Consider the following 19,647-nt stretch of genomic DNA (forward strand, 5'->3'; position numbering starts at 1 on the left):
GAGGATAAAAATGGGACTACCGCAGGTGCTCGACGGTCGCGTCGCGGTCGCCGACGAGCGCCGATTCGAGGGCGCGGGCCACCCGGTCGGGGTCGCCGTCTCCGCCCGCTCGCGTGACACTTCCGACGCTGCCGGGGTCGAACGCGACACCGAGCGCGTCGTACACCTCTGTAAGTACAGCGGCGATCTGCTCGTGGTCCCGAACGACGGCGATACCGGCGGTCTGTGCGACGCCCTTCGAGACGCGCTGTGCGAGACCGACGATCTTCCCGTCGGCCGACAGGGAGTGTTGCCCCGGACAGAAGGCGTCGGGTGGCTCTCCGCGTTCGGCCGTCACCCCCACCGTTTCGAGTGCGCGTTGCACGTCCGCGATCGCGGCGTCGTACCGGTCGTCCATCCCGACCCGGAGGTCGTCGAGCGGTTCGAGCCGGAGGAACGCGACCGTCGACCCCGTGTACGCGACCGCGCGCCCGCCGACATCGCGCTCGTGTGGCGGGTAGCAGTGGTCGCGCGCGGCGGCCCGCGCCTGCTCGTAGCCGTCTTCGCGGGTGTCGCGGCGACCGAACGCCAGTTGACGGTGTGGCCGCCACGCCCGCACCGCACCCTCGCCGTCGCTCGCCACGTCCGCTCGCAGCGCCGCCGTGACGGCTCGGTCGGCGTCGATGTCTGCTGCTCGCCCTCGGACGATTCGCATACCGCTCCGACGAGCGCGACGGCTAAAGGTGTCCCCTCCTTCACTCAGGTATGGTCACGCTCCCGGCGTCGGTGCTCTCCGGGTACGAGCGATTCTCCCGGTACAACTCGCCGTATCCGGCCCACGACCGCGGCTGTGCAATCGACCTCTATCCGGGCGAGAACGGTGGGCCTGCCCCGTCACCGGTCGCCGGAGAGGTCATCGACACCCGGACCGTCCGGTGTCCTCCACGGCCGTACGCCGTCGACACCGACCACCTGATTCTGGTCGACACCGGCGAGCACGTCGCCCGTATCCTCCACGTCGACCCGGCTGTCGGGGCGGGCGACGAGGTGGCCGTCGGTGACTCGCTCGGTCGGCTCGTCCGGTCGGGCTTCTTCGGCCGGTGGGTCGACGACCACGTCCACCTCGGTTTCCGCGCGCCCGACGCGAACCCGTACCGTGCGTCGGGGTCGCTCCCGCTCGCCGTCGACTGTGCGGTCAGCCCGCTCGCGTGGGACGGGACGGGCGAGATTGTCGAGGTCGGGGAGACGCACGTTCGGCTCGACACGCCCGTCGGTGGGGACGGATTCGCCGCGCTCGCCAGCGACGAGGGAATCCCGCTCGACGGCGGTCTCGCCCACTACACCGGTGCGGGAACGTTCGGGTTGTCGTCCGGGACGCTCTCGCTGCTCGGGACCGAGGTCGCGACCGAGAGCGACGACGGACTCGTGTGGCGGGACGTGGCGGTCACGGTTGACGGGGTGGACGCGACGGGGCTGTCGCTGTTCGCCACGCAAATCGAGTTCGGGGCGAAACTCGTCTTCCACGAGGGCCACGACTTCGTGGTCGGCGAGTCGGTTCGCGTGGCCATCGACGAGACGGCCGACCCGATACGGCTGGGGTAGCCGGCTTGTGGTGGCGACTCGTTGCGTCGATTCTGCCGTCGCGCGACGCGCGTGTCCGATGCCGTGGTCTCTTTGTCACGGGAGAAACTACCCCAAGACATGGACAACGAGGCAGTAGACGGGTTCGGCTCGCGCCGGTCGACCGTGTACGGCAGCGAGGGGATGGTCGCGACGAGCCAGCCGCTGGCGGCGACCGCCGGACTGGAGACGCTCGAAGCCGGCGGGAACGCCTTCGACGCGGCGGTCGCGACGGCGGCCGCGCTCAACGTCGTGGAGCCGACATCGACGGGGCTGGGCGGGGACGTGTTCGCGCTCTACCGGACGGCAGACGGCGAGGTCGGCGCGATGCGCTCGTGTGGCGGTGCACCGGCGAACGCGACCCGTCAGGAGGTCCGTGAGGCCGTGGCCGACGAGGACGAGGACCCGAGCGAGGCTGAGATGCCGATGCTCGGTCCACAGACCGTGACGGTCCCGGGGACGGCCCGCGGGTGGGAGGCGACGACCGAGCGGTTCGGCGAGCGCACCCTCGGCGAGAACCTCCAACACGCCATCCGGTACGCGACCGAGGGGTATCCGGTGTCGCCGGTCATCGCCGACGCGTGGAGCTACGCCGAGAATCTCTTCGACGACGAGAACGCCCGGGACGCCTACCTCGTGGACGGGGAGCGCGCACCGGAGGCGGGCGAGCACGTCACCCTCGACGCGCTCGGCACGACCCTCGAAACCATCGCCGAGGAGGGCGCAGACGCCGTCTACGAAGGCGAAATCGGCGAGCAAATCGTCGCGGAAGTACAGGAGGCGGGCGGCTTCCTCACGATGGACGACCTCGCCGACTTCGAGCCGGAGTTTCCCGACCCGGTGTCGACACACTACAACGGGACCGAGGTGTACGAACTGCCGCCGAACAATCAGGGGCTCATCGTGTTGGAGGCGCTCAACATCGCCAGCGAAATCGGTGCGAGCGAGGCCGAGGGCACCGAGCGCGTCCACCTGTTTGTGGAGGCGCTCAAACGGGCGTTCCACGACGGCCACCGCTACATCACCGACCCCGAGTACGAGGAGCTGCCGCCGCTCAACAGCACCGAGTGGGCCAGCGAGCGCGCGAGCGACATCGGGGAGACGGCCGGCGACGTGGAGTTCATGCAACAGACGGGCGAGGACGCCGACACCGTCCTGCTGTGTGTGGCCGACGGCGAGGGGAACGTGGTGTCGTACATCAACTCCCGGTTTGCCGGCTTTGGCTCCGGGCTGGTCGCCGGCGACACGGGGATTGCACTCCAGAATCGCGGGGCGTCCTTCTCGCTCGAGGACGACCACCCCAACCGGTTCGAACCGGGGAAGCGACCGTTCCACACCCTGATTCCGGGGCTCATCGACTTCGCGCCCGACGCCGACGCCGAGGACTGGGCGGCCTTCGGCGTGATGGGCGGGTTCATGCAGCCGCAGGGGCACCTCCAGACACTGGTAAGTCTCGTTGACGACGGGCTGACGCCACAACAGGCGCTCGACCGACCGCGCTGGCGCTACCGAGAGGACGGCCGGCTGGCTGTCGAGGCGCGGTTCCCGACCGAGACGCAAAACGGGCTGTTGCGTCGGGGTCACGACCTCGCGGTGCTCCCGCCGATTCAGTTCGGGGGTGCGCAGTTCGTGCGCCGAAACGACGACGGCGTCCTCTCGGGCGCGACGGAGCCACGAAAAGACGGGAACGCCGTCGGTCGCTGACCCGGGAAGGTCTATACATCTCCACGCTAAGTGAGGGTATGGAGTGGAAGACAGATTGGGGACTGCGGGCGCGCATGGGGTTCACCATGTTCCTCCTGTTCGCGCTGTATCTCGTATTCGCAGTCGTCATCACGACGTTCTTCAGCGGAAGCGCACAGCTCTTCTTGGGGCTGATGGTGGTGTTCATGGGCGCACAGTTCTTGTTCTCGGACAAGCTGGCGCTGTACTCGATGGGCGCACGCGAGGTCTCGGAAGACGAGTATCCACAGCTTCACGCGACCATCGGGCGACTCGCACAGCAGGCCGACCTCCCGAAGCCGAAGGTGGCCGTCGCCGACTCACGCGTTCCGAACGCGTTCGCGACCGGCCGGTCACAGTCCAACAGTGCGGTCTGTGTCACGACGGGCATCATGGACACCCTCTCCGACGAGGAGCTGGAGGGCGTCATCGCCCACGAACTCGCCCACGTCAAGAACCGCGACGTGATGGTGATGACCATCGCGTCGTTCCTCTCGACGATCGCCTTCCTCATCGTCCGGTGGGGATGGCTGTTCGCCGGCGGCAACCGCGAGGGCGGGAATCAGGCTCCCGTCTTCGTCGCCATCATCGCGTCGCTGGTCGTCTGGATTCTGTCGTTCCTGCTGATTCGGGCGCTCTCGCGCTACCGCGAGTTCGCGGCCGACCGCGGCGGGGCAGCCATCACGGGCAAGCCGTCGGCGCTCGCGTCTGCGCTGTTGAAAATCAGCGGAAAGATGGACAGCGTTCCGAACGACGACCTCCGCGAGCAGTCGGAGATGAACGCGTTCTTCATCATCCCCATCAAGGCCGGCACCATCGGCCGACTGTTCTCGACACACCCCTCGACGGAGAAGCGCGTCGACCGACTGCGTGAGCTCGAACGCGAGATGGAAACACAATAATGGGGCTGTTCGACTCGGTCAAACAGGCACTCGGCGTCGCCGCCGAGGCCGACGCGACCCGCGAGGGTGACCCCGAAGCGCTCTTTGGCCTCTCGACGGCCGCGGTGACGATGGAGGCGCAACTCGACTTCGCCCCCGCCGACGAGGCCGCGCTCTGCTTTTCGGGCGTGGACTCGACGGCGTTTACCGACGCGCGCGACGAGGTGGCGGCCGTCCTCGACGCCGGCGAGTCGGAGACGGGTACCGTCTTCGAGTTCCGAACCGACGCTCACGGCTACGACTGGGTCGTCCTCGCCGACACGGAGTTCGAGGACCTCGTGACGAGCGTCCACTTCGCCGCCGACACGATGCAAGAATCCGGCTTCGGCTCGCGGCTGCTCGCGGCTGCGTTCCCCTTCGAGCGCGACGGCACCGTCGCCTACTGGCTCTACTCCTTCCGTCGGGGGAGCTACTACCCGTTCGTCCCAACCGGCAACCGGAACCACGACTCCAGTACGGAGTTCAAACTCGAATCCGTCCTCGATTCGGAGCTCACAATCGAGGAGGACAAGGAGTACTGGTATCCGATGTGGCCCGAAGGCGACGCCCGCCCGTGGGGTCGTCCACTCGAACCCGGCGAGTAGACTCCTATCTAAACGTGCCCATTCGACGCGAGCGACCGCGCTTTCGTCGGGCGATTTCACTTTCAGTATGCTGTTAACGTGGGTTTATATCCCCGGACGCACAACCGATTGGTATGTCCGCAACACAGGACCTCGAAGACCTCCCGGGCGTCGGTCCGGCCACCGCCGATAAGCTTCAGGATACCGGCTACGACTCCTATCAGTCCATCGCCGTCGCCTCTCCGAGTGAGCTTTCGAACAAGGCCGACGTGGGCGAGTCGTCGGCCTCCGACATCATCAACGCCGCCCGCGAGGCAGCCGACATCGGCGGCTTCGAGACCGGAACGAGCGTGCTCGAACGCCGCGAGGAAATCGGCAAACTCCAGTGGCTCATCCCCGAGATCGACGAGATGCTCGGCGGCGGCGTCGAGACCCAGTCCATCACCGAGGTGTACGGCGAGTTCGGCTCCGGGAAGTCCCAGATTACCCACCAGCTCGCGGTGAACGTCCAGCTACAGGCCGAGAACGGCGGTCTCCACGGTCGCTGTATCTTCATCGACACCGAAGACACGTTCCGCCCCGAGCGCATCGACGAGATGGTTCGCGGACTCGACGACGACATCATCGACTCCGAACTCGACTACCGCGACATCGAGGGCAGCGCCGGCGACGACGAGGCCATGGAGGCGCTCGTGGACGACGTGCTCGCGAAGATTCACGTCGCGAAGGCGTTCAACTCCAACCACCAGATTCTCCTCGCCGAGAAATCGCTCGAAATCGCGAAGGAACACGAGGACGACGACTATCCCGTCCGACTGCTGTGTGTCGACTCGCTCACGGCCCACTTCCGTGCCGAGTACGTCGGTCGTGGTGAACTCGCGAACCGCCAGCAGAAACTGAACAAGCACCTCCACAGCCTCGACCGCGTCGGCAACCTCTACAACGCCGCCGTCCTCGTCACGAACCAGGTGCAGTCGAACCCGGACGCCTTCTTCGGCGACCCGACCAAGCCCATCGGGGGGAACATCCTCGGACACAAGTCAACGTTCCGGATGTACCTGAAGAAGTCGAAGGGCAACAAGCGCATCGTCAAGCTCGTCGACGCGCCGAATCTAGCCGACGGCGAGTCGGTGATGCGCGTCGAGAACGAGGGTGTAAAGCCCGAGTAGTGGCCCTCGACGCGTCGACGCGCGAACTGCTCCTGCTCGCGTTCGCCCGCCGCCGGGGCATCCTGGAGACCCTAACGACCGACGCGGGCACTCCCGAAGCAGTCGCCGAGGCGACGGACACCGACCCGTCGGTCGCCGAGGCGGTCACTACGGCACTCGCTGACCGCGGTTTCCTCGAACGAGTGGGCCGGGAGTACGAGCCGACGAACCGACTGCTCGGCTTCCTCACCAAGACGGACGTGCGCTCTATCGGGTCGCTCCCGGCGACGCTCGACGCGCTGGACGCGTGGACCGACCACGACACCGACCCTGAGCGTACCCGCGTGAACCGACTCGGCGAGCAGTGGGCACGCGACGAACACGCCGTTCGCGCGGCCGTCACCGCCGCGGTTCATGCCGCGCCGACGGCCGAGCGCGTCGTCTGTCTCCGCGACGGTCCCGGTCGCCACGCCAGCGAGTTCGCCACTCGCGGCTACGACGCGACGATTCTGGAATCCACAGCCCGCGGCGACACGGTCGCTCCGCTTCTTGCTCCGACCGAGGTACGACTCGAAATAGGGGGGTACGACACCATGCCACAGACCGACCTCGCCTTCGCGGTGGGAATGCTCGCGCGGTCGGACGACGACCGCGCTCGCCGGTGGCTCGCGGCCGCGGGCGAGGCTGCGCCGACCGTCGTCTGCATCGAACCGGTACGCGACCGGTCGCCAGAGGGTGCACTACTCGACGTGGAACACCACCTCCGGGATGGAGGTCGCGTCCGCCCCGAGTCTGCGCTGCGGTCGCTGTTTGCGGATGTCGGGCTCGACTGTTCGGTCACGGCGCTCCCGGGTACGGAAGGAGTCGCCCTCGTCGGGCGTCGGGTTCAATAGCATCGCCCTCCGATTTCGAGCTATGGACGCGGAGCTGCTGCGGGCAGATATGGTCGACAGCCTCGAACACGAGGCGAAAGCCGTCATCGCCAGCGACGCCGTCGCGAGCGCGATGCGGACGGTCCCCCGCGAGCCGTTCGTCCCCGACGACGTGCTCCCGTACGCCGACCGCGCGGCCGAGCAGTTCGGCACGCGCGTGCTCGCCCCCTCCGACGCCGCCCGACTGTTCGAGGCCGTCGCCCCGGAGCCGGGCGAGTTGGTGCTCGTCGTCGGCGTCGGCGTCGGCTACACGGCGGCCGTCCTCGCCGAGCTCGCCGGCGGTCGACACATCCACGCCATCGACATCGACCGCAGACTCGTCTATGAGGCGCGGTCGAACCTCCGGAAGGCGGGGTACGGGGAGGTGCTCGTGGACTGCGCCGACGGCGCGGACGGGCTTCCCGCCTATGCCCCCTACGATCACATCCTCGTCGAGGCGGCCGCCATTCGTCCCCCGAAGCGATTACTCGCGCAACTGTCCGAGTCGGGCCGTCTCGTTCTCCCGCTCGGAGGCGGCAATCAGACGCTCACGGTCCTCGACGGGGACGGCGAGCGCCGCGAACGGCTCGGCACGGTCGCGTTCGCCCCGATGCTCGTCGAAGGCGAGCAGGCGACCACGCTCGAACGCAATCGCACCTCTCGCGAGGAACACGAGCGCAGCCGACAGGCCGCAAACAAAAAGAACGGGTGGGAACAGGAGTGGATCGACTGGGACCGCTACTGACGCGCGTCCGACGCGGCTTTTTGTACATCGAGCCGCACGGGTGGGCTATGGAGGCGTCCGCGTGACCGACACCGAAATCGAGGTGACGGTCGCCGACCCCGATGACCCCCGTCCCTCTGTCGTCGGCGAGTCGCGGCTCGACGTAGCCGTCGACGGACAGCTGTATCCGACGGCCGAACTCGCCGACGGAGGGTATCTCGCGTGGTGGTTCGAGGCGGCCGACTCACCGGCACCGGACGCGAACGCCACGACCGAGTGGGTCGCCGCGCCGACCCGGTTTCTGGCCGCCGCGACGCTGCGTGAACTCTGGGCCGACCCCACCGTCTTCGACCGCATCGCCAACGGTTCCGTGTAGCGCGCACCGTCGCGCTTTTCTCCGCCACCGTCTCCAGGTGAGACGTGCCCGACGACGACCCCGAGGAGCGACTCGCCGACGCGCTCGAACGCGTGGCACACGGGGCCGTCGTCTCGATTCCGCTCACCCGCCAGTACGGGCTCGTGGGCGTCGTCGCGGCGTATCTGCTGATGCTCTCGCTCAACAACGTCCTCGAAGTGGCCGTGCTCTGGCGGCTCGAAGACCTCCAGCCGCTCACGGTCGCTCACCTCAAGCCTGTCGCCGCGGCCGTCCCGCTCGCCGCGGTGACGCTGGTCGGTCACCGGCTCGTTCCCGGGCTGGCCGGCGCGGTCGTGGCGACGCCCGTCGGGCTCGCCGTCTACGCGGGCGTCCTGTCGTGGCTCGGCTTTGCGCCCGCAGAGCGCCGGCTCGTCGGCGCGCTCGTCGACCGCTACCGGTCGGTCACTCCCGGATGACGAGCAGCGCGGTGTTCTCCCGGCGGTCGACGTACTCCGAGTTCGCCGGCGGCTTCACCTCGAAGGAGACGGTGCCGTCGGCCTGATTTTCGCCCAACGACGGGTCGATGTCGAGATTCGCCGTTCCGGACTCGTCGGTGGTCGCGGTCGCGACGCCGTCGAGCATCGCGGAGTCCCCCCGCGCAATGACCGTCGCCCCCGAGACCCGACTTCCGTCCGGCCCGACAACAGCGACCGACACGGTGTCCGTCTCGCCGAGCGTCGCGACCTCCGGCTCTGGCTGCACGTCAAGTTCGCTCACGCCGATAGCCGAGATGCCCGAAACCATGTTCATCATCACGGACAGCGACGCCACGCCCACTACCAGCGCGATGACCAGTCGAATCGGTAACCCCTCGATAGCCCGCTCGTCGTCGAGTGTGTCGAACACGGGGGCGGTGGCCCGTCATCGGTGATAAGTTATCGGCCCGAGATTGAAGTGAGAGACCGCGCCACGACCGACGTGACGACTATCGGCCGCACGGACGGCGACGGACCGCGGCTCCCGCTCGGGCGGTATCTCGCCCGGGACGGGAGCCACGGGGGAGACGTGGCCCTCGACTGTGCCCGACCACACGCGATGTGTCTGGTCGGAAAACGAGGCAGCGGGAAGTCGAACACGCTCGCGCTGCTCGCCGAGGGTCTCTGTGCCGTCGACGGGACCGTTCCGGTCGTCGTGGACCCGATGGGTGGCTTCGCCGGTCTCGACGCCCTCGGCGTCACGGTGTGTGAACCGCGCGTCTCCGCTGGGGCGATTCCGGCCCGCGAGTGGCCGCGACTCGTCGGACTCGACCCGAGGGAGCCGGCCGGAGCACTCGTCTGGACGGCCGCGAGTGAGCGTCCGACGCTCGCCGAGATGCGCGAGTACGTCGACAGCGAGGGGACCCGACCCACCCGTCGGGTCGCGGCGAACCACCTCGCCCGCGCGGCCTCGTGGGAGGTGTTCGCGCCCGAGGGCATACGCCGGCCGACGGAGCCGACCGTCCTCAACCTCGCCGGCGTCTCCGACCGAGCAGCGAACGCCGTCGTCCGCGCGGTCGCGACGGGGCTGTACGAGCGCCGGCTGTCGGGGGAGGGACCGTTGCCGTGGCTGCTCGTCGACGAGGCGCACGTCTTTCTCGACGGAGTCGCCGCGCCCGCGCTGGACACCCTACTCACCCGGGGACGCGCACCCGGCGTCTCGCTCGTGCTTGCGACCCAGCGGCCCGACGCGCTCCCCGAGACGGCCGTCTCGCAGGCCGACCTGCTGGCGACCCACCGACTCACCGGTCGTGCGGACACGGCGGCCGTCGCGGGCGCACGCGGCGACTACGTGGACGGTCCCGTCGAACCCCGGATTCCCGCAGGCGTCGGTGACCTGCTCGTTTTCGACGACGCCACCGAGCGCGCCCACAGCGTCCGGGTCAGCGAGCGCGCGACCAGCCACGGCGGAACGGCACCCACCCTCGGAACCGACGGATACGAGTAGTCCGCCCGCGCGACACCTGTATGGACTGGGACCCGACGCTCGCGCTCGTCGCCGTCGGCGGTGCGCTCGGTGCTGTCTGCCGGTGGGGCGTCAGCGTCGCGCTCGTCGGCCCCGCTTTTCCAGTCGGCACGCTCGCCGTGAACGTTCTCGGCGCGTTCTTGCTCGGTGTCCTCCTGTATGAGCGGCGGCTCCGGAACGTGATCCCCTTTCGCGTCCGACTGGTCGCAGGGACGGGATTCCTCTCGTCGTTCACGACCTACTCGACCTTCGCGGCCGAGACGGTCGCGCTCGCGCCGGCGCTCGCGGGGCTGAATCTCGCAGCGAACTACGCGCTCGGCTTCCTCGCCGTGCTCGCCGGCCGCCGCGTCGCGAGGTGGCTGTCGTGACGCTTACGCCGCTGTTCGTCGCGCTCGGCGGTGCACTCGGTGCCGTCTGCCGGCATCTGGTCGATACGCATATCGAGCGCGCACGGGTCGACACGCTCGTCGTGAACGTCCTCGGTAGTCTACTCCTCGGGTTCGTCCTCGCCGCGCCGCTGGGCGAATCGGCGGTCGCGCTCGCCGGGACCGGCTTCTGTGGCGCGTTCACGACGTTCTCGTCGTTCGCGTTCGAAACGGTCCGGCTCGCAGAAGATGGGTTCGTCCGGGCGGCGGCAGCGAACGCCGTCGGCACGTTCACGCTCGCCGTCGTCGGTGTCGTGGTCGGGGGATGGGGCGGGTCAGTCGTCTTCTAACTCCTGGAGCGCTCGCTCGAAGTCCTCGGTTGTGAACTCCGCGGTCGTCTCGTCGAGCTTTCCGCTTAGCTCCTCGATCTCCTCACACAGTTCCGCGTACGCGTCGCTCCCTTCCAGCTCGCGCTCGCTTTTTTGCGTCTCCAGTGCGGCGCGTTTCGAGACGAGCGCGTAGTACTCGCGCAGTTGAGCGTCGTACTCCGACCGGGAGAGCAACTGCTTGACGGCGTCGCGAAGCTCTTCGCGCCGAACCGGCTTCACGAGATAGTCGTCGAACCCCATCTCGATGATGTCGAAATCCGGCTCGACGGCGGTCACCATTGCGACGCGACAGCCGTATCCGGCCGCGCGGATGGCGCTCAAGACCTCGTCGCCGGAGGTGTCGGGCATCAGCCGATCGATGAGCGCGACGTCAACGTCCTCGTCGGCGGCTTCGATGCCGTCTTCGCCACTGTAGGCTGTCCGGACGTCGTAGCTGTCGGCCAGCCACGCGGCATACAGATCTGCGAGGTCGGGCTCGTCGTCGACGATCAGGACCGTCGGCTGACCGTCACTCACGACGACCCCCCGGGCTACGGTTCACAGTACCACATCAACACCGGGGATGTATGAGGTTTTGGGCGCGCTGTCGATTAATGAATGTATAGCTTGCTGATTCAAGCTTTATTTTCCAAACCGCAACACTGCGGAACACAGACCGCACGTGGACTCATCATAAACGCGCCAGAACTACACGAGGAGGTGGCGTCGTGGCGTGAACACTGTTTTACGCCTCTTGATACCACAGTGCGTGATGCTGGTGAGTCAGGGTCAATTGGTTCACCAGTACGAACCGACACCACAGCTACTCTCGGTGTAACCGTCCACAGAAAGCGCCCGAGGCGGGATTTGAACCCGCGTCACGACCGTGACAGGGTCGTATGATGGGCCACTACACCACCCGGGCCGACGCATTTCCTCGTAGCCCGGTGGTATGTATAAGACTTTCCAACCGACGGCGGGGTCGCGTGTGTGGTCACGCACTGCACGGACACAAGAGTCTTGTACCATCACGCACCTTCGGGACATATGGTCGCTCGGTCGGCGAGCGATAGCCGTCTCGCGCGCGTTCCGAAAGTGCTTTGTGCTGGTGGATAATACCACGCTGTAGTATCTCAGAACTTCTCCCAGCGGGCCTCAGCCACACATGGTAGATGTAAGCCAACACGACCTCGTCCCAGAGCACAGGGTCGTCTCCGATTCGGAGCTCGACGACGTGCTCGACGAGTACAATATCGACCGCACAGACTTACCGAAAATCAAACGCACCGACGCCGCAGTCCCCGACCAAGCCGAGGTCGGCGACGTGCTCGAAATCGTGCGCGACTCCCGGACGACGGACCAGGCCGTCGTCTACCGACTGGTGATTCAGTAACATGGACAGACAAAAACGCCGCGCCGTCTCAAGAGAGTACTTCTCCCGTGACCGTCTCGCCGAACACCACTTCCGCTCGTTCAACTCCTTCCTCGAACGCGGCATGCAGCGTGTCGTCGACGAGAAAGAGTCCATCGAGACGGACATCGGTGACAAGGAGGGCCAAGAGCCAGTCCGCGTCGACCTCGCCGACGTGCGCGTCGAGACGCCGCGCGTCCGTGAGGCCGACGGCTCCGAGGAACTGCTCTACCCGCAGGAGGCACGCCTCCGCAACATCACCTACTCCGCTCCGGTGTTCATGGAGATGGACATCGTCCGCGGCGGCGAAGAAGAGCCCGAACAGGTCGTCGATACCGCCGAGACCAAAATCGGTCGGATGCCGATTATGGTCGGCTCCTCGAAATGTAATATCCACGACTTCTCCGACGAGGAACTGATCGAAATCGGCGAAGACCCCGCCGACCCCGGCGGCTACTTCATCGTCAACGGCTCCGAGCGCGTGCTGATGACGAGCGAGGACCTCGCGCCGAACAAGATTCTCGCCGAGTACGACACGAAGTACGGCGACGAGATTCAGGTCGCGAAGACGTTCTCCCAACGGCGCGGCTACCGTGCCCTCGTCCTGTGTGAGCGGAATCGTGAGGGGCTGCTCGAAGTCTCGTTCCCCTCGGTGTCTGGGTCTATCGACTTCGTCACGCTCGTTCGCGCGCTCGGACTCGAATCCGACGAGGAGATCGTCCACCGCGTGAGCGACGACCCCGAGATCGTGAAGTTCATGCTGGAGAATCTGGAGGCCGCCGAGGTCGGTTCCACCAACGAGGCAATCGAGACGCTCGGCCAGCGCGTCGCCTCCGGGCAGGGCAAAAACTACCAGCTCAAGCGCGCCAACTACGTCATCGACCGTTACCTCCTCCCGCACCTCCACGAGGAGGGCATCGAAGACGAGGAGGTCCGGATGAACAAGGCCGTCTACCTCTGTCGGATGGCCGAGGCGTGTTTCGAACTCGCGCTCGGTCGACGCGAATCCGACGACAAGGACCACTACGCCAACAAGCGGCTGAAGGTGTCTGGCGACCTCATGAAGGACCTGTTCCGCACCGCGTTGAACAAGCTGGCACGCGACGTGAAGTATCAGCTCGAACGCGCGAACATGCGAAACCGGCAGCTCTCGGTGTCGACGGTCGTCCGCTCTGACGTGCTGACCGAGCGGCTCGAGCACCCGATTGCGACCGGGAACTGGGTGGGTGGCCGCTCCGGCGTCTCGCAGCTGGTGGACCGCACCGACTACATGGGCGTGCTCTCACACCTGCGCCGGCTCCGGTCGCCGCTGTCGCGCTCTCAACCCCACTTCGAGGCGCGTGACCTCCACGCGACCCAGTGGGGTCGCATCTGTCCCTCCGAGACGCCGGAGGGACCGAACTGTGGGCTCGTGAAGAACTTCGCGCAGGCGATGGAGCTGTCACAGAACGTCGAGGACGAACGAGAACTAAAGCGAGAACTCGCCTCCATGGGCGTAAACGGCATCCCCGGCATCGAGACCGTGGAGGCCCCCGCAGACGACTAACATGAGTAGCCAGAGAGAATCCAAGGTGTACGTCAACGGGTCGCTCATCGGGACCCACCCGCAGCCGCATGAACTCGCGAACAACGTCAGAGAGGCCCGCCGCCGCGGCGAGGTCTCCGAGATGGTCAACGTCTCTGTCAAGGAGGAGACGAACGAGGTCATCATCAACGCCGACGCCGGTCGTGCCCGACGACCGCTGTTCGTCGTCGAGAACGGTGAGCCGCTCGTCTCCGACGAGGAGCTCGAAGCCGTCGAGAACGGCGAACTCGGCTTCGACGACCTCGTCGACCGCGGCTACATCGAGTACATCGACGCCGAGGAGGAAGAGGACATCCTCGTCGCCGTCGAGGGCGATGAGGTCACCGACGACCACACCCACCTCGAAGTCGACCCGCAGCTCATCTTCGGCATCGGTGCCGGGATGATTCCGTATCCGGAACACAACGCCTCGCCCCGCATTACGATGGGGTCGGGGATGATCAAGCAGTCGCTCGGGCTGCCGTCGGCGAACTACCGCATCCGTCCGGACACCCGCCAGCACCTCCTGCATTACCCGCAGCTGTCGCTGGTCAAGACACAGACGACCGAGCAGATCGGCTACGACGACCGTCCCGCCGCACAGAACTTCGTCGTCGCGGTCATGTCCTATGAGGGGTTCAATATCGAGGACGCGCTCGTCCTCAACGGCGGCTCCGTGGACCGCGCGCTCGCCCGCTCGCACTTCTTCCGAACCTACGAGGGCGAAGAGCGCCGCTACCCCGGGGGACAGGAGGACCGCTTCGAGCGCCCCGACGAGGATGTCCGTGGCGCACGCGGCGAGGAGGCGTACACGCACCTCGACGACGACGGGCTCGTCAACCCCGAGACGCAGGTCGGCGAGAACGACGTGCTGCTCGGGAAGACCTCACCCCCGCGATTCCTCGAAGAGCCGGACGACATGGGCGGACTCTCGCCACAGAAGCGGCGCGAGACCTCCGTCACGATGCGGTCCGGCGAGTCCGGTGTCGTCGACACGGTGACCCTGATGGAAGGCGAGGACGGGTCGAAGCTCTCGAAGGTCAGCGTGCGCGACGAGCGTATCCCCGAACTCGGGGATAAGTTCGCGTCCCGCCACGGCCAGAAGGGCGTCGTCGGCCACATCGCCCCACAGGAGGACATGCCGTTCACGCAGGACGGCGTCGTGCCGGACCTCATCTTGAATCCGCACGCGCTGCCGTCGCGGATGACCGTCGGCCACATCCTCGAGATGATCGGCGGCAAGGTCGGCTCGCTGGAAGGCCGCCGTGTCGACGGCACCGCCTTCACCGGCGAGGACGAGGATGACCTCCGTAACACACTCGTCGAGGACGGCTTCAAGTCCAACGGGAAGGAGGTCATGTACTCCGGCGTGACGGGCGAGAAGATCGAGGCCGAGATTTTCGTCGGCGTCATCTTCTATCAGAAGCTCTACCACATGGTGTCGAACAAGATTCACGCCCGCTCGCGTGGGCCGGTGCAGGTGCTCACGCGACAGCCGACCGAGGGGCGCGCCCGCGAGGGTGGGCTTCGTGTCGGCGAGATGGAGCGGGACGTGCTCATCGGGCACGGCGCGGCGATGGCGCTGAAAGAGCGTCTGCTCGATGAGTCCGACCGCGAGTTCATCCACGTCTGCGGGAACTGTGGGATGAGCGCGGTCGAGAACGTCGAGCAACGGCGGGTCTACTGCCCGAACTGCGACGAGGAGACAGACGTTCACGAGGTCGAGATGAGCTACGCGTTCAAGCTCTTGCTCGATGAGATGAAGGCGCTGGGTATCGCGCCGCGAATCGAACTCACGGAGGCGGTCTAAATCATGAGCACAGGAGAAGCACCCAAACAGATTGGGTCACTCAGCTTCGGGCTGATGGACCCCGAGGAGTACCGCGAGATGTCGGCCACGAAGGTCATCACGGCCGACACCTACGACGACGACGGCTTCCCCATCGACATGGGGCTGATGGACCCGCGACTGGGGGTCATCGACCCCGGACTCGAGTGTAAGACCTGCGGACAACACTCGGGGTCGTGTAACGGCCACTTCGGCCACATCGAGCTGGCCGCGCCGGTCATCCACGTCGGCTTCCAGAAGCTCATCCGCCGACTCCTCCGCGGGACGTGTCGCGAGTGTTCGCGACTCCTCCTCACCGAGGACGAGGCCGACGAGTTCCGCGACCGACTCGACAAGACGCGGAGTCTCGGCGAGGACCTCGGTGACGTGACGAAGGCCGCGATCCGCCGCGCGCGAAAGGCGTCGAACTGCCCGCACTGTGGCGAAAAGCAGTACGACATCCAACACGAGAAGCCGACCACCTACTACGAGGTGCAGGACGTGTTGTCTGCGGAGTACTCCGAACGCATCGCCGCCGCGATGGAAGGCCGTCCGGTCGGCGACGAGGAGGAGGGCGAGGTCGACCGCGAGCCGATGGGACCGACGGACCTCGCAGAGGAGACGGGCATCGACACCTCCCGCATCCAGGACATCCTCTCCGGTGAGTTCCGCCCGACGAAGGAGGACCGCGAGGCGCTCGAGAAGGCGCTCGACGTGGACCTCACCGAGGAGGACATGAACAAGCTGATGCCCTCGGACATCCGCGACTGGTTCGAGGACATCCCGGATTACGACATCGAGACGCTCGGTATCGACGCCGAGAAGTCGCGTCCGGAGTGGATTATCCTGACCGTCCTGCCGGTGCCGCCGGTGACCGCACGGCCGTCGATTACGCTCGACAACGGCCAGCGCTCCGAGGACGACCTCACCCACAAGCTGGTGGACATCATCCGCATCAATCAGCGATTCATGGAGAATCGCGAGGCGGGTGCTCCACAGCTCATCATCGAGGACCTCTGGGAGCTACTCCAGTACCACGTCACGACGTTCATGGACAACGAGATTTCGGGGACGCCGCCGGCACGCCACCGGTCGGGTCGCCCGCTCAAGACCCTCTCCCAGCGGCTCAAGGGGAAGGAGGGCCGCTTCCGTGGCTCGCTTTCGGGCAAGCGCGTGAACTTCTCGGCCCGTACCGTCATCAGTCCGGACCCGACGCTCTCGCTCAACGAGGTCGGCGTGCCCGACCGAGTCGCGAGCGAGATGACCCAGACGATGAACGTGAACGCGCGCAATCTACAGGACGCGCGCCGCTACGTCGCCAACGGGCCGGAGACGCACCCCGGTGCGAACTACGTGCGCCGTCCGGACGGTCGCCGGCTGAAAGTGACGGAGAAGAACTGCGAGGAGCTGGCCGAGAAGGTCGACCCCGGATGGGAGGTGTCGCGACACCTCATCGACGGCGACATCGTCATCTTCAACCGACAGCCGTCGCTCCACCGGATGTCCATCATGGCCCACGAGGTCGTGGTGATGCCGTACAAGACGTTCCGGCTCAACACCGTCGTCTGTCCGCCGTACAACGCTGACTTCGACGGCGACGAGATGAACATGCACGCCCTCCAGAACGAGGAGGCACGTGCGGAAGCGCGCGTCCTCATGCGCGTTCAAGAGCAGATTCTCTCTCCGCGTTTCGGTGAGAACATCATCGGCGCGATTCAGGACCACATCTCCGGGATGTATCTGCTCACCCACGACAACCCGCGGTTCAACGAGACACAGGCGCTCGACCTGTTGCGTGCGACGAGCGTCGACGGGCTACCGGAGCCGGACGGCACCGACGAGGACGGTCTCGAGTACTGGACCGGTCGCTCCGTCTTCTCGGAGCTGCTGCCCGAGGACCTCAACATGGAGTTCGAGGGGACGCTCGGCGAGCCGGTCGTCATCGAGGACGGCCAGCTCGTGGAGGGGACCATCGCCGAGGACGAGGTTGGCGAGTTCGGCGGCGAAATCGTTGACACCATCACGAAGGTGTACGGCAACACCCGCTCGCGCGTGTTCATCAACGAGGTCGCGACGCTCGCGATGCGGTCGATTATGCACTTTGGCATCTCCGTCAGTATCGACGACGAGTCGGTCGACAGCGAGGCCGAAGACCGCATCCAGGAGGCGATCGACAACGCGTACGAACGGGTCCAGGAACTCATCGAGACGTACGAGGCGGGCGAACTCGAATCCCTGCCCGGCCGGACGACCGACGAGACGCTGGAGATGAAGATCATGCAGACGCTCGGGCGGGCACGCGACTCGGCGGGCGACATCGCCGACGAGCGACTCGACGAGGACAACCCGGCGGTCGTGATGGCCCGTTCGGGCGCGCGTGCGTCGATGTTGAACCTCACGCAGATGTCGGCCTGCGTCGGCCAGCAGGCAGTGCGTGGCGAACGAATTAATCGAGGGTACGAGGACCGCACCCTCAGCCACTACAAGAAGGACGACCTGTCGGCGGACGCCCACGGCTTCGTGGAGTCGTCGTACCGGCAGGGGCTCAACCCACAGGAGTTCTTCTTCCACGCGATGGGTGGCCGCGAGGGACTCGTGGACACGGCAGTCCGCACCTCGAAGTCCGGCTATCTCCAGCGCCGGCTCATCAACGCGCTCTCTGAACTGGAGTCGCAGTACGACGGCACGGTCCGGGACACCTCGGACACGGTCGTCCAGTTCGAGTTCGGCGAGGACGGCACCTCGACGACGCAGGTCGCCCACGACGAGGAGAACCCAATCGACGTGGACGACATCGCGGCCCGCGTGATGAACGCGGAGTTCACCGACGAGACGGAACGCGAGTCGTTCCTCAAAGGCGACACGCTCCAGACGAACCTCTCGGAGCACCAGGACACCTGGCGAACCGGCGCGAGCAGCCCGGAGGTGGAGTCCGATGACTGACGCCGAAGTCAAGACGGTCGTGCAGGAGACCGAACTCCCGAAGCGACTCCGCGAGGAGGTGTACGACGCGGTCGAGGAACACAACGCCAGCGTCGAGGAGGCACAAGACATCGCGACGGCCGTCGAGTCGCGGTATCTCGCCACTCGACTCGACCCGCTTGACCCCGTCGGCACCGTCTCGGCACAGTCCATCGGTGAGCCGGGGACGCAGATGACGATGAACACGTTCCACTACGCGGGCGTCGCAGAGATCGACGTGACCTCCGGGCTGCCACGGCTCATCGAGCTGGTGGATGCCCGGAAGACGCCGGACACGCCGGTGATGCACGTGTACCTCGACGAGGAGCACGCTCACGACCGCGAGAAGGCCCACGAGGTCGTCTGGAACATCGAAGCGACCCGGATTCTCGCGCTCGGTGACGTGTCGACGAACGTCGCGGACATGCTCGTGAGCGTCGACCTCAACGAGGAGACGCTGCGCGAGCGGTGGCCGACCTACGACAGCCTCGGCGAAATCGTCGACGAGGTCGCGGGCACCATCGAGTCGAACCTCGGCGTCGAGACGACGCGCCCGGAGCCGACGACCATCGAGTTCGGTCCCGACGAGCCGTCCTACCGCGAACTGCTCCAGCTGGTCGAGGAGCTTCGCGACATCGTGTTCAAGGGTATCGACGACGTGTCACGCGTCGTCATCCGGAAGGAAGAAGTCGAGTCCGGCGACGAGGAGTTCATCCTCCACACCGAGGGGTCGGCCTTCGGCAAGGCGCTGAAGATCGACGGCGTCGACAGCAGTCGGACGACGTGTAACAACATCCACGAGATTCACCGCAACCTCGGTATCGAGGCGGCGCGTGAGGCCATCATCAACGAGACGCGCGACACGCTCGAAGAACAGGGGCTGGACAACGTGAACATCCGCCACCTGATGCTCGTTGCCGACATCATGACGAACAACGGCGAAATCGAGTCCATCGGTCGCCACGGCATCTCCGGCAACAAAGACTCCGTGCTCGCCCGCGCAGCGTTCGAGGTGACGGTGAACCACCTGCTCGATGCGGCGATTCACGGCGAGGTCGACGACCTCGACGGCGTGACGGAGAACGTCATCGTCGGCAAGCCAATCAAACTCGGCACCGGTGACGTGGACCTGCGGATGGGCGGTAGCGCACCGACCAGCGCGGACGACTGAACGCGGCGCTGTTTC

20 protein-coding genes and 1 tRNA gene are annotated in these 19,647 nt (G+C 66.4%); 17 read left to right on the forward strand and 4 right to left on the reverse strand.

The window, feature by feature from the left end:
* Positions 1 to 16 precede the first annotated feature (16 nt).
* A complete protein-coding gene (locus DMP03_RS08460) occupies positions 17 to 694 on the reverse strand; it encodes a lipoyl protein ligase domain-containing protein (protein WP_152120263.1) in 678 nt (225 codons plus the stop codon).
* A gap of 50 nt (positions 695 to 744) precedes the next feature.
* Between DMP03_RS08460 and DMP03_RS08465 the strand changes: the two genes are divergently transcribed.
* The 9 genes from DMP03_RS08465 to DMP03_RS08505 all read left to right on the forward strand — a co-directional run bounded on the left by DMP03_RS08465 (position 745) and on the right by DMP03_RS08505 (position 8,439).
* Entirely contained in the window at positions 745 to 1,581 is an 837-nt protein-coding gene (locus tag DMP03_RS08465) for a hypothetical protein (RefSeq protein ID WP_152120264.1), read from the forward strand.
* Positions 1,582 to 1,680: 99 nt separating this feature from the next.
* Positions 1,681 to 3,303, forward strand: a complete 1,623-nt coding sequence (locus DMP03_RS08470) for a gamma-glutamyltransferase family protein (RefSeq protein WP_152120265.1) — start codon at positions 1,681 to 1,683, stop codon at positions 3,301 to 3,303.
* Positions 3,304 to 3,341: 38 nt separating this feature from the next.
* Positions 3,342 to 4,223: a zinc metalloprotease HtpX gene (gene htpX / locus DMP03_RS08475; RefSeq protein WP_152120266.1), complete on the forward strand. Its 882-nt coding sequence runs from the start codon at positions 3,342 to 3,344 to the stop codon at positions 4,221 to 4,223.
* Positions 4,223 to 4,846 carry a PspA-associated protein PspAB gene (gene pspAB / locus DMP03_RS08480; protein ID WP_152120267.1) on the forward strand — a complete coding sequence of 208 codons (624 nt, stop codon included), beginning with the start codon at positions 4,223 to 4,225 and terminating at the stop codon, positions 4,844 to 4,846. The genes htpX and pspAB overlap by 1 nt, the downstream gene beginning before the upstream one ends.
* A 113-nt stretch (positions 4,847 to 4,959) precedes the next feature.
* A complete protein-coding gene (radA, locus tag DMP03_RS08485) occupies positions 4,960 to 5,994 on the forward strand; it encodes a DNA repair and recombination protein RadA (protein ID WP_152120268.1) in 1,035 nt (344 codons plus the stop codon).
* On the forward strand, positions 5,994 to 6,866 hold the full coding sequence (locus tag DMP03_RS08490) for an SAM-dependent methyltransferase (protein WP_152120269.1): 873 nt from the start codon (positions 5,994 to 5,996) through the stop codon (positions 6,864 to 6,866). The genes radA and DMP03_RS08490 overlap by 1 nt, the downstream gene beginning before the upstream one ends.
* A 22-nt stretch (positions 6,867 to 6,888) precedes the next feature.
* Positions 6,889 to 7,629 carry a protein-L-isoaspartate O-methyltransferase family protein gene (locus tag DMP03_RS08495; protein ID WP_152120270.1) on the forward strand — a complete coding sequence of 247 codons (741 nt, stop codon included), beginning with the start codon at positions 6,889 to 6,891 and terminating at the stop codon, positions 7,627 to 7,629.
* A gap of 61 nt (positions 7,630 to 7,690) precedes the next feature.
* A complete protein-coding gene (locus DMP03_RS08500) occupies positions 7,691 to 7,984 on the forward strand; it encodes a hypothetical protein (RefSeq protein WP_225870801.1) in 294 nt (97 codons plus the stop codon).
* Between the two features lie 44 nt (positions 7,985 to 8,028).
* The gene (locus tag DMP03_RS08505) at positions 8,029 to 8,439 is read left to right on the forward strand and encodes a hypothetical protein (protein ID WP_152120272.1); all 411 of its coding nucleotides are present in this window, start codon (positions 8,029 to 8,031) and stop codon (positions 8,437 to 8,439) included.
* Here DMP03_RS08505 and DMP03_RS08510 read toward each other — a convergent pair.
* On the reverse strand, positions 8,426 to 8,869 hold the full coding sequence (locus tag DMP03_RS08510; protein ID WP_152120273.1) for a DUF7382 domain-containing protein: 444 nt from the start codon (positions 8,867 to 8,869) through the stop codon (positions 8,426 to 8,428). The two genes, DMP03_RS08505 and DMP03_RS08510, sit on opposite strands and share 14 nt — an antisense overlap.
* Positions 8,870 to 8,917: 48 nt before the next feature.
* On the opposite strand from DMP03_RS08510, the gene DMP03_RS08515 reads away from it, so the two are divergent.
* The 3 genes from DMP03_RS08515 to DMP03_RS08525 are packed head-to-tail and all read left to right on the forward strand — an operon-like array spanning position 8,918 to position 10,679.
* Positions 8,918 to 9,946, forward strand: a complete 1,029-nt coding sequence (locus DMP03_RS08515) for an ATP-binding protein (protein ID WP_235908607.1) — start codon at positions 8,918 to 8,920, stop codon at positions 9,944 to 9,946.
* A gap of 20 nt (positions 9,947 to 9,966) precedes the next feature.
* A complete protein-coding gene (locus DMP03_RS08520) occupies positions 9,967 to 10,332 on the forward strand; it encodes a fluoride efflux transporter FluC (protein ID WP_152120274.1) in 366 nt (121 codons plus the stop codon).
* The gene (locus DMP03_RS08525; protein WP_197739309.1) at positions 10,329 to 10,679 is read left to right on the forward strand and encodes a fluoride efflux transporter FluC; all 351 of its coding nucleotides are present in this window, start codon (positions 10,329 to 10,331) and stop codon (positions 10,677 to 10,679) included. The genes DMP03_RS08520 and DMP03_RS08525 overlap by 4 nt, the downstream gene beginning before the upstream one ends.
* Here DMP03_RS08525 and DMP03_RS08530 read toward each other — a convergent pair.
* Together DMP03_RS08530 and DMP03_RS08535 are read right to left on the reverse strand one after the other, a co-directional pair.
* Entirely contained in the window at positions 10,665 to 11,234 is a 570-nt protein-coding gene (locus tag DMP03_RS08530; protein WP_152120276.1) for a HalX domain-containing protein, read from the reverse strand. The genes DMP03_RS08525 and DMP03_RS08530 overlap by 15 nt on opposite strands.
* A gap of 315 nt (positions 11,235 to 11,549) precedes the next feature.
* Positions 11,550 to 11,622, reverse strand: a tRNA-Asp gene (locus tag DMP03_RS08535).
* Between the two features lie 240 nt (positions 11,623 to 11,862).
* Here DMP03_RS08535 and DMP03_RS08540 point away from each other — a divergent pair.
* The 5 genes from DMP03_RS08540 to rpoA2 are packed head-to-tail and all read left to right on the forward strand — an operon-like array spanning position 11,863 to position 19,632.
* A complete protein-coding gene (locus DMP03_RS08540; protein ID WP_075937532.1) occupies positions 11,863 to 12,090 on the forward strand; it encodes a DNA-directed RNA polymerase subunit H in 228 nt (75 codons plus the stop codon).
* 1 nt (position 12,091) lies between these two features.
* Complete coding sequence (locus tag DMP03_RS08545; RefSeq protein ID WP_075937530.1) at positions 12,092 to 13,654, forward strand: DNA-directed RNA polymerase subunit B''; 1,563 nt, start codon at positions 12,092 to 12,094, stop codon at positions 13,652 to 13,654.
* Position 13,655: 1 nt separating this feature from the next.
* Positions 13,656 to 15,482 carry a DNA-directed RNA polymerase subunit B gene (rpoB, locus tag DMP03_RS08550; RefSeq protein ID WP_152120277.1) on the forward strand — a complete coding sequence of 609 codons (1,827 nt, stop codon included), beginning with the start codon at positions 13,656 to 13,658 and terminating at the stop codon, positions 15,480 to 15,482.
* Between the two features lie 3 nt (positions 15,483 to 15,485).
* Positions 15,486 to 18,443 (forward strand): DNA-directed RNA polymerase subunit A', encoded by a 2,958-nt coding sequence (locus DMP03_RS08555; RefSeq protein ID WP_152120278.1) that lies wholly within the window; start codon positions 15,486 to 15,488, stop codon positions 18,441 to 18,443.
* Positions 18,436 to 19,632, forward strand: coding sequence for a DNA-directed RNA polymerase subunit A'' (rpoA2, locus tag DMP03_RS08560; protein ID WP_152120279.1), 1,197 nt, complete (start codon positions 18,436 to 18,438; stop codon positions 19,630 to 19,632). Before DMP03_RS08555 ends, rpoA2 begins: the two co-directional genes overlap by 8 nt.
* Positions 19,633 to 19,647: the final 15 nt, after the last annotated feature.

This window comes from Halosegnis rubeus, assembly GCF_009184545.1.
GTDB classification, from domain to species: Archaea; Halobacteriota; Halobacteria; order Halobacteriales; family Haloarculaceae; genus Halosegnis; species Halosegnis rubeus.

Bases quoted from the DNA above. Each gene is read 5' to 3' on its own strand.
- DMP03_RS08495 (WP_152120270.1), top strand. From the start codon at position 6,889: ATGGACGCGGAGCTGCTGCGGGCAGATATGGTCGACAGCCTCGAACAC.
- radA (WP_152120268.1), top strand. From the start codon at position 4,960: ATGTCCGCAACACAGGACCTCGAAGACCTCCCGGGCGTCGGTCCGGCC.
- DMP03_RS08545 (WP_075937530.1), top strand. From the start codon at position 12,092: ATGGACAGACAAAAACGCCGCGCCGTCTCAAGAGAGTACTTCTCCCGT.
- DMP03_RS08470 (WP_152120265.1), top strand. From the start codon at position 1,681: ATGGACAACGAGGCAGTAGACGGGTTCGGCTCGCGCCGGTCGACCGTG.
- DMP03_RS08555 (WP_152120278.1), top strand. From the start codon at position 15,486: ATGAGCACAGGAGAAGCACCCAAACAGATTGGGTCACTCAGCTTCGGG.
- DMP03_RS08460 (WP_152120263.1), bottom strand. From the start codon at position 694: ATGCGAATCGTCCGAGGGCGAGCAGCAGACATCGACGCCGACCGAGCC.
- rpoB (WP_152120277.1), top strand. From the start codon at position 13,656: ATGAGTAGCCAGAGAGAATCCAAGGTGTACGTCAACGGGTCGCTCATC.
- DMP03_RS08520 (WP_152120274.1), top strand. From the start codon at position 9,967: ATGGACTGGGACCCGACGCTCGCGCTCGTCGCCGTCGGCGGTGCGCTC.
- htpX (WP_152120266.1), top strand. From the start codon at position 3,342: ATGGAGTGGAAGACAGATTGGGGACTGCGGGCGCGCATGGGGTTCACC.
- rpoA2 (WP_152120279.1), top strand. From the start codon at position 18,436: ATGACTGACGCCGAAGTCAAGACGGTCGTGCAGGAGACCGAACTCCCG.
- pspAB (WP_152120267.1), top strand. From the start codon at position 4,223: ATGGGGCTGTTCGACTCGGTCAAACAGGCACTCGGCGTCGCCGCCGAG.
- DMP03_RS08465 (WP_152120264.1), top strand. From the start codon at position 745: ATGGTCACGCTCCCGGCGTCGGTGCTCTCCGGGTACGAGCGATTCTCC.
- DMP03_RS08540 (WP_075937532.1), top strand. From the start codon at position 11,863: ATGGTAGATGTAAGCCAACACGACCTCGTCCCAGAGCACAGGGTCGTC.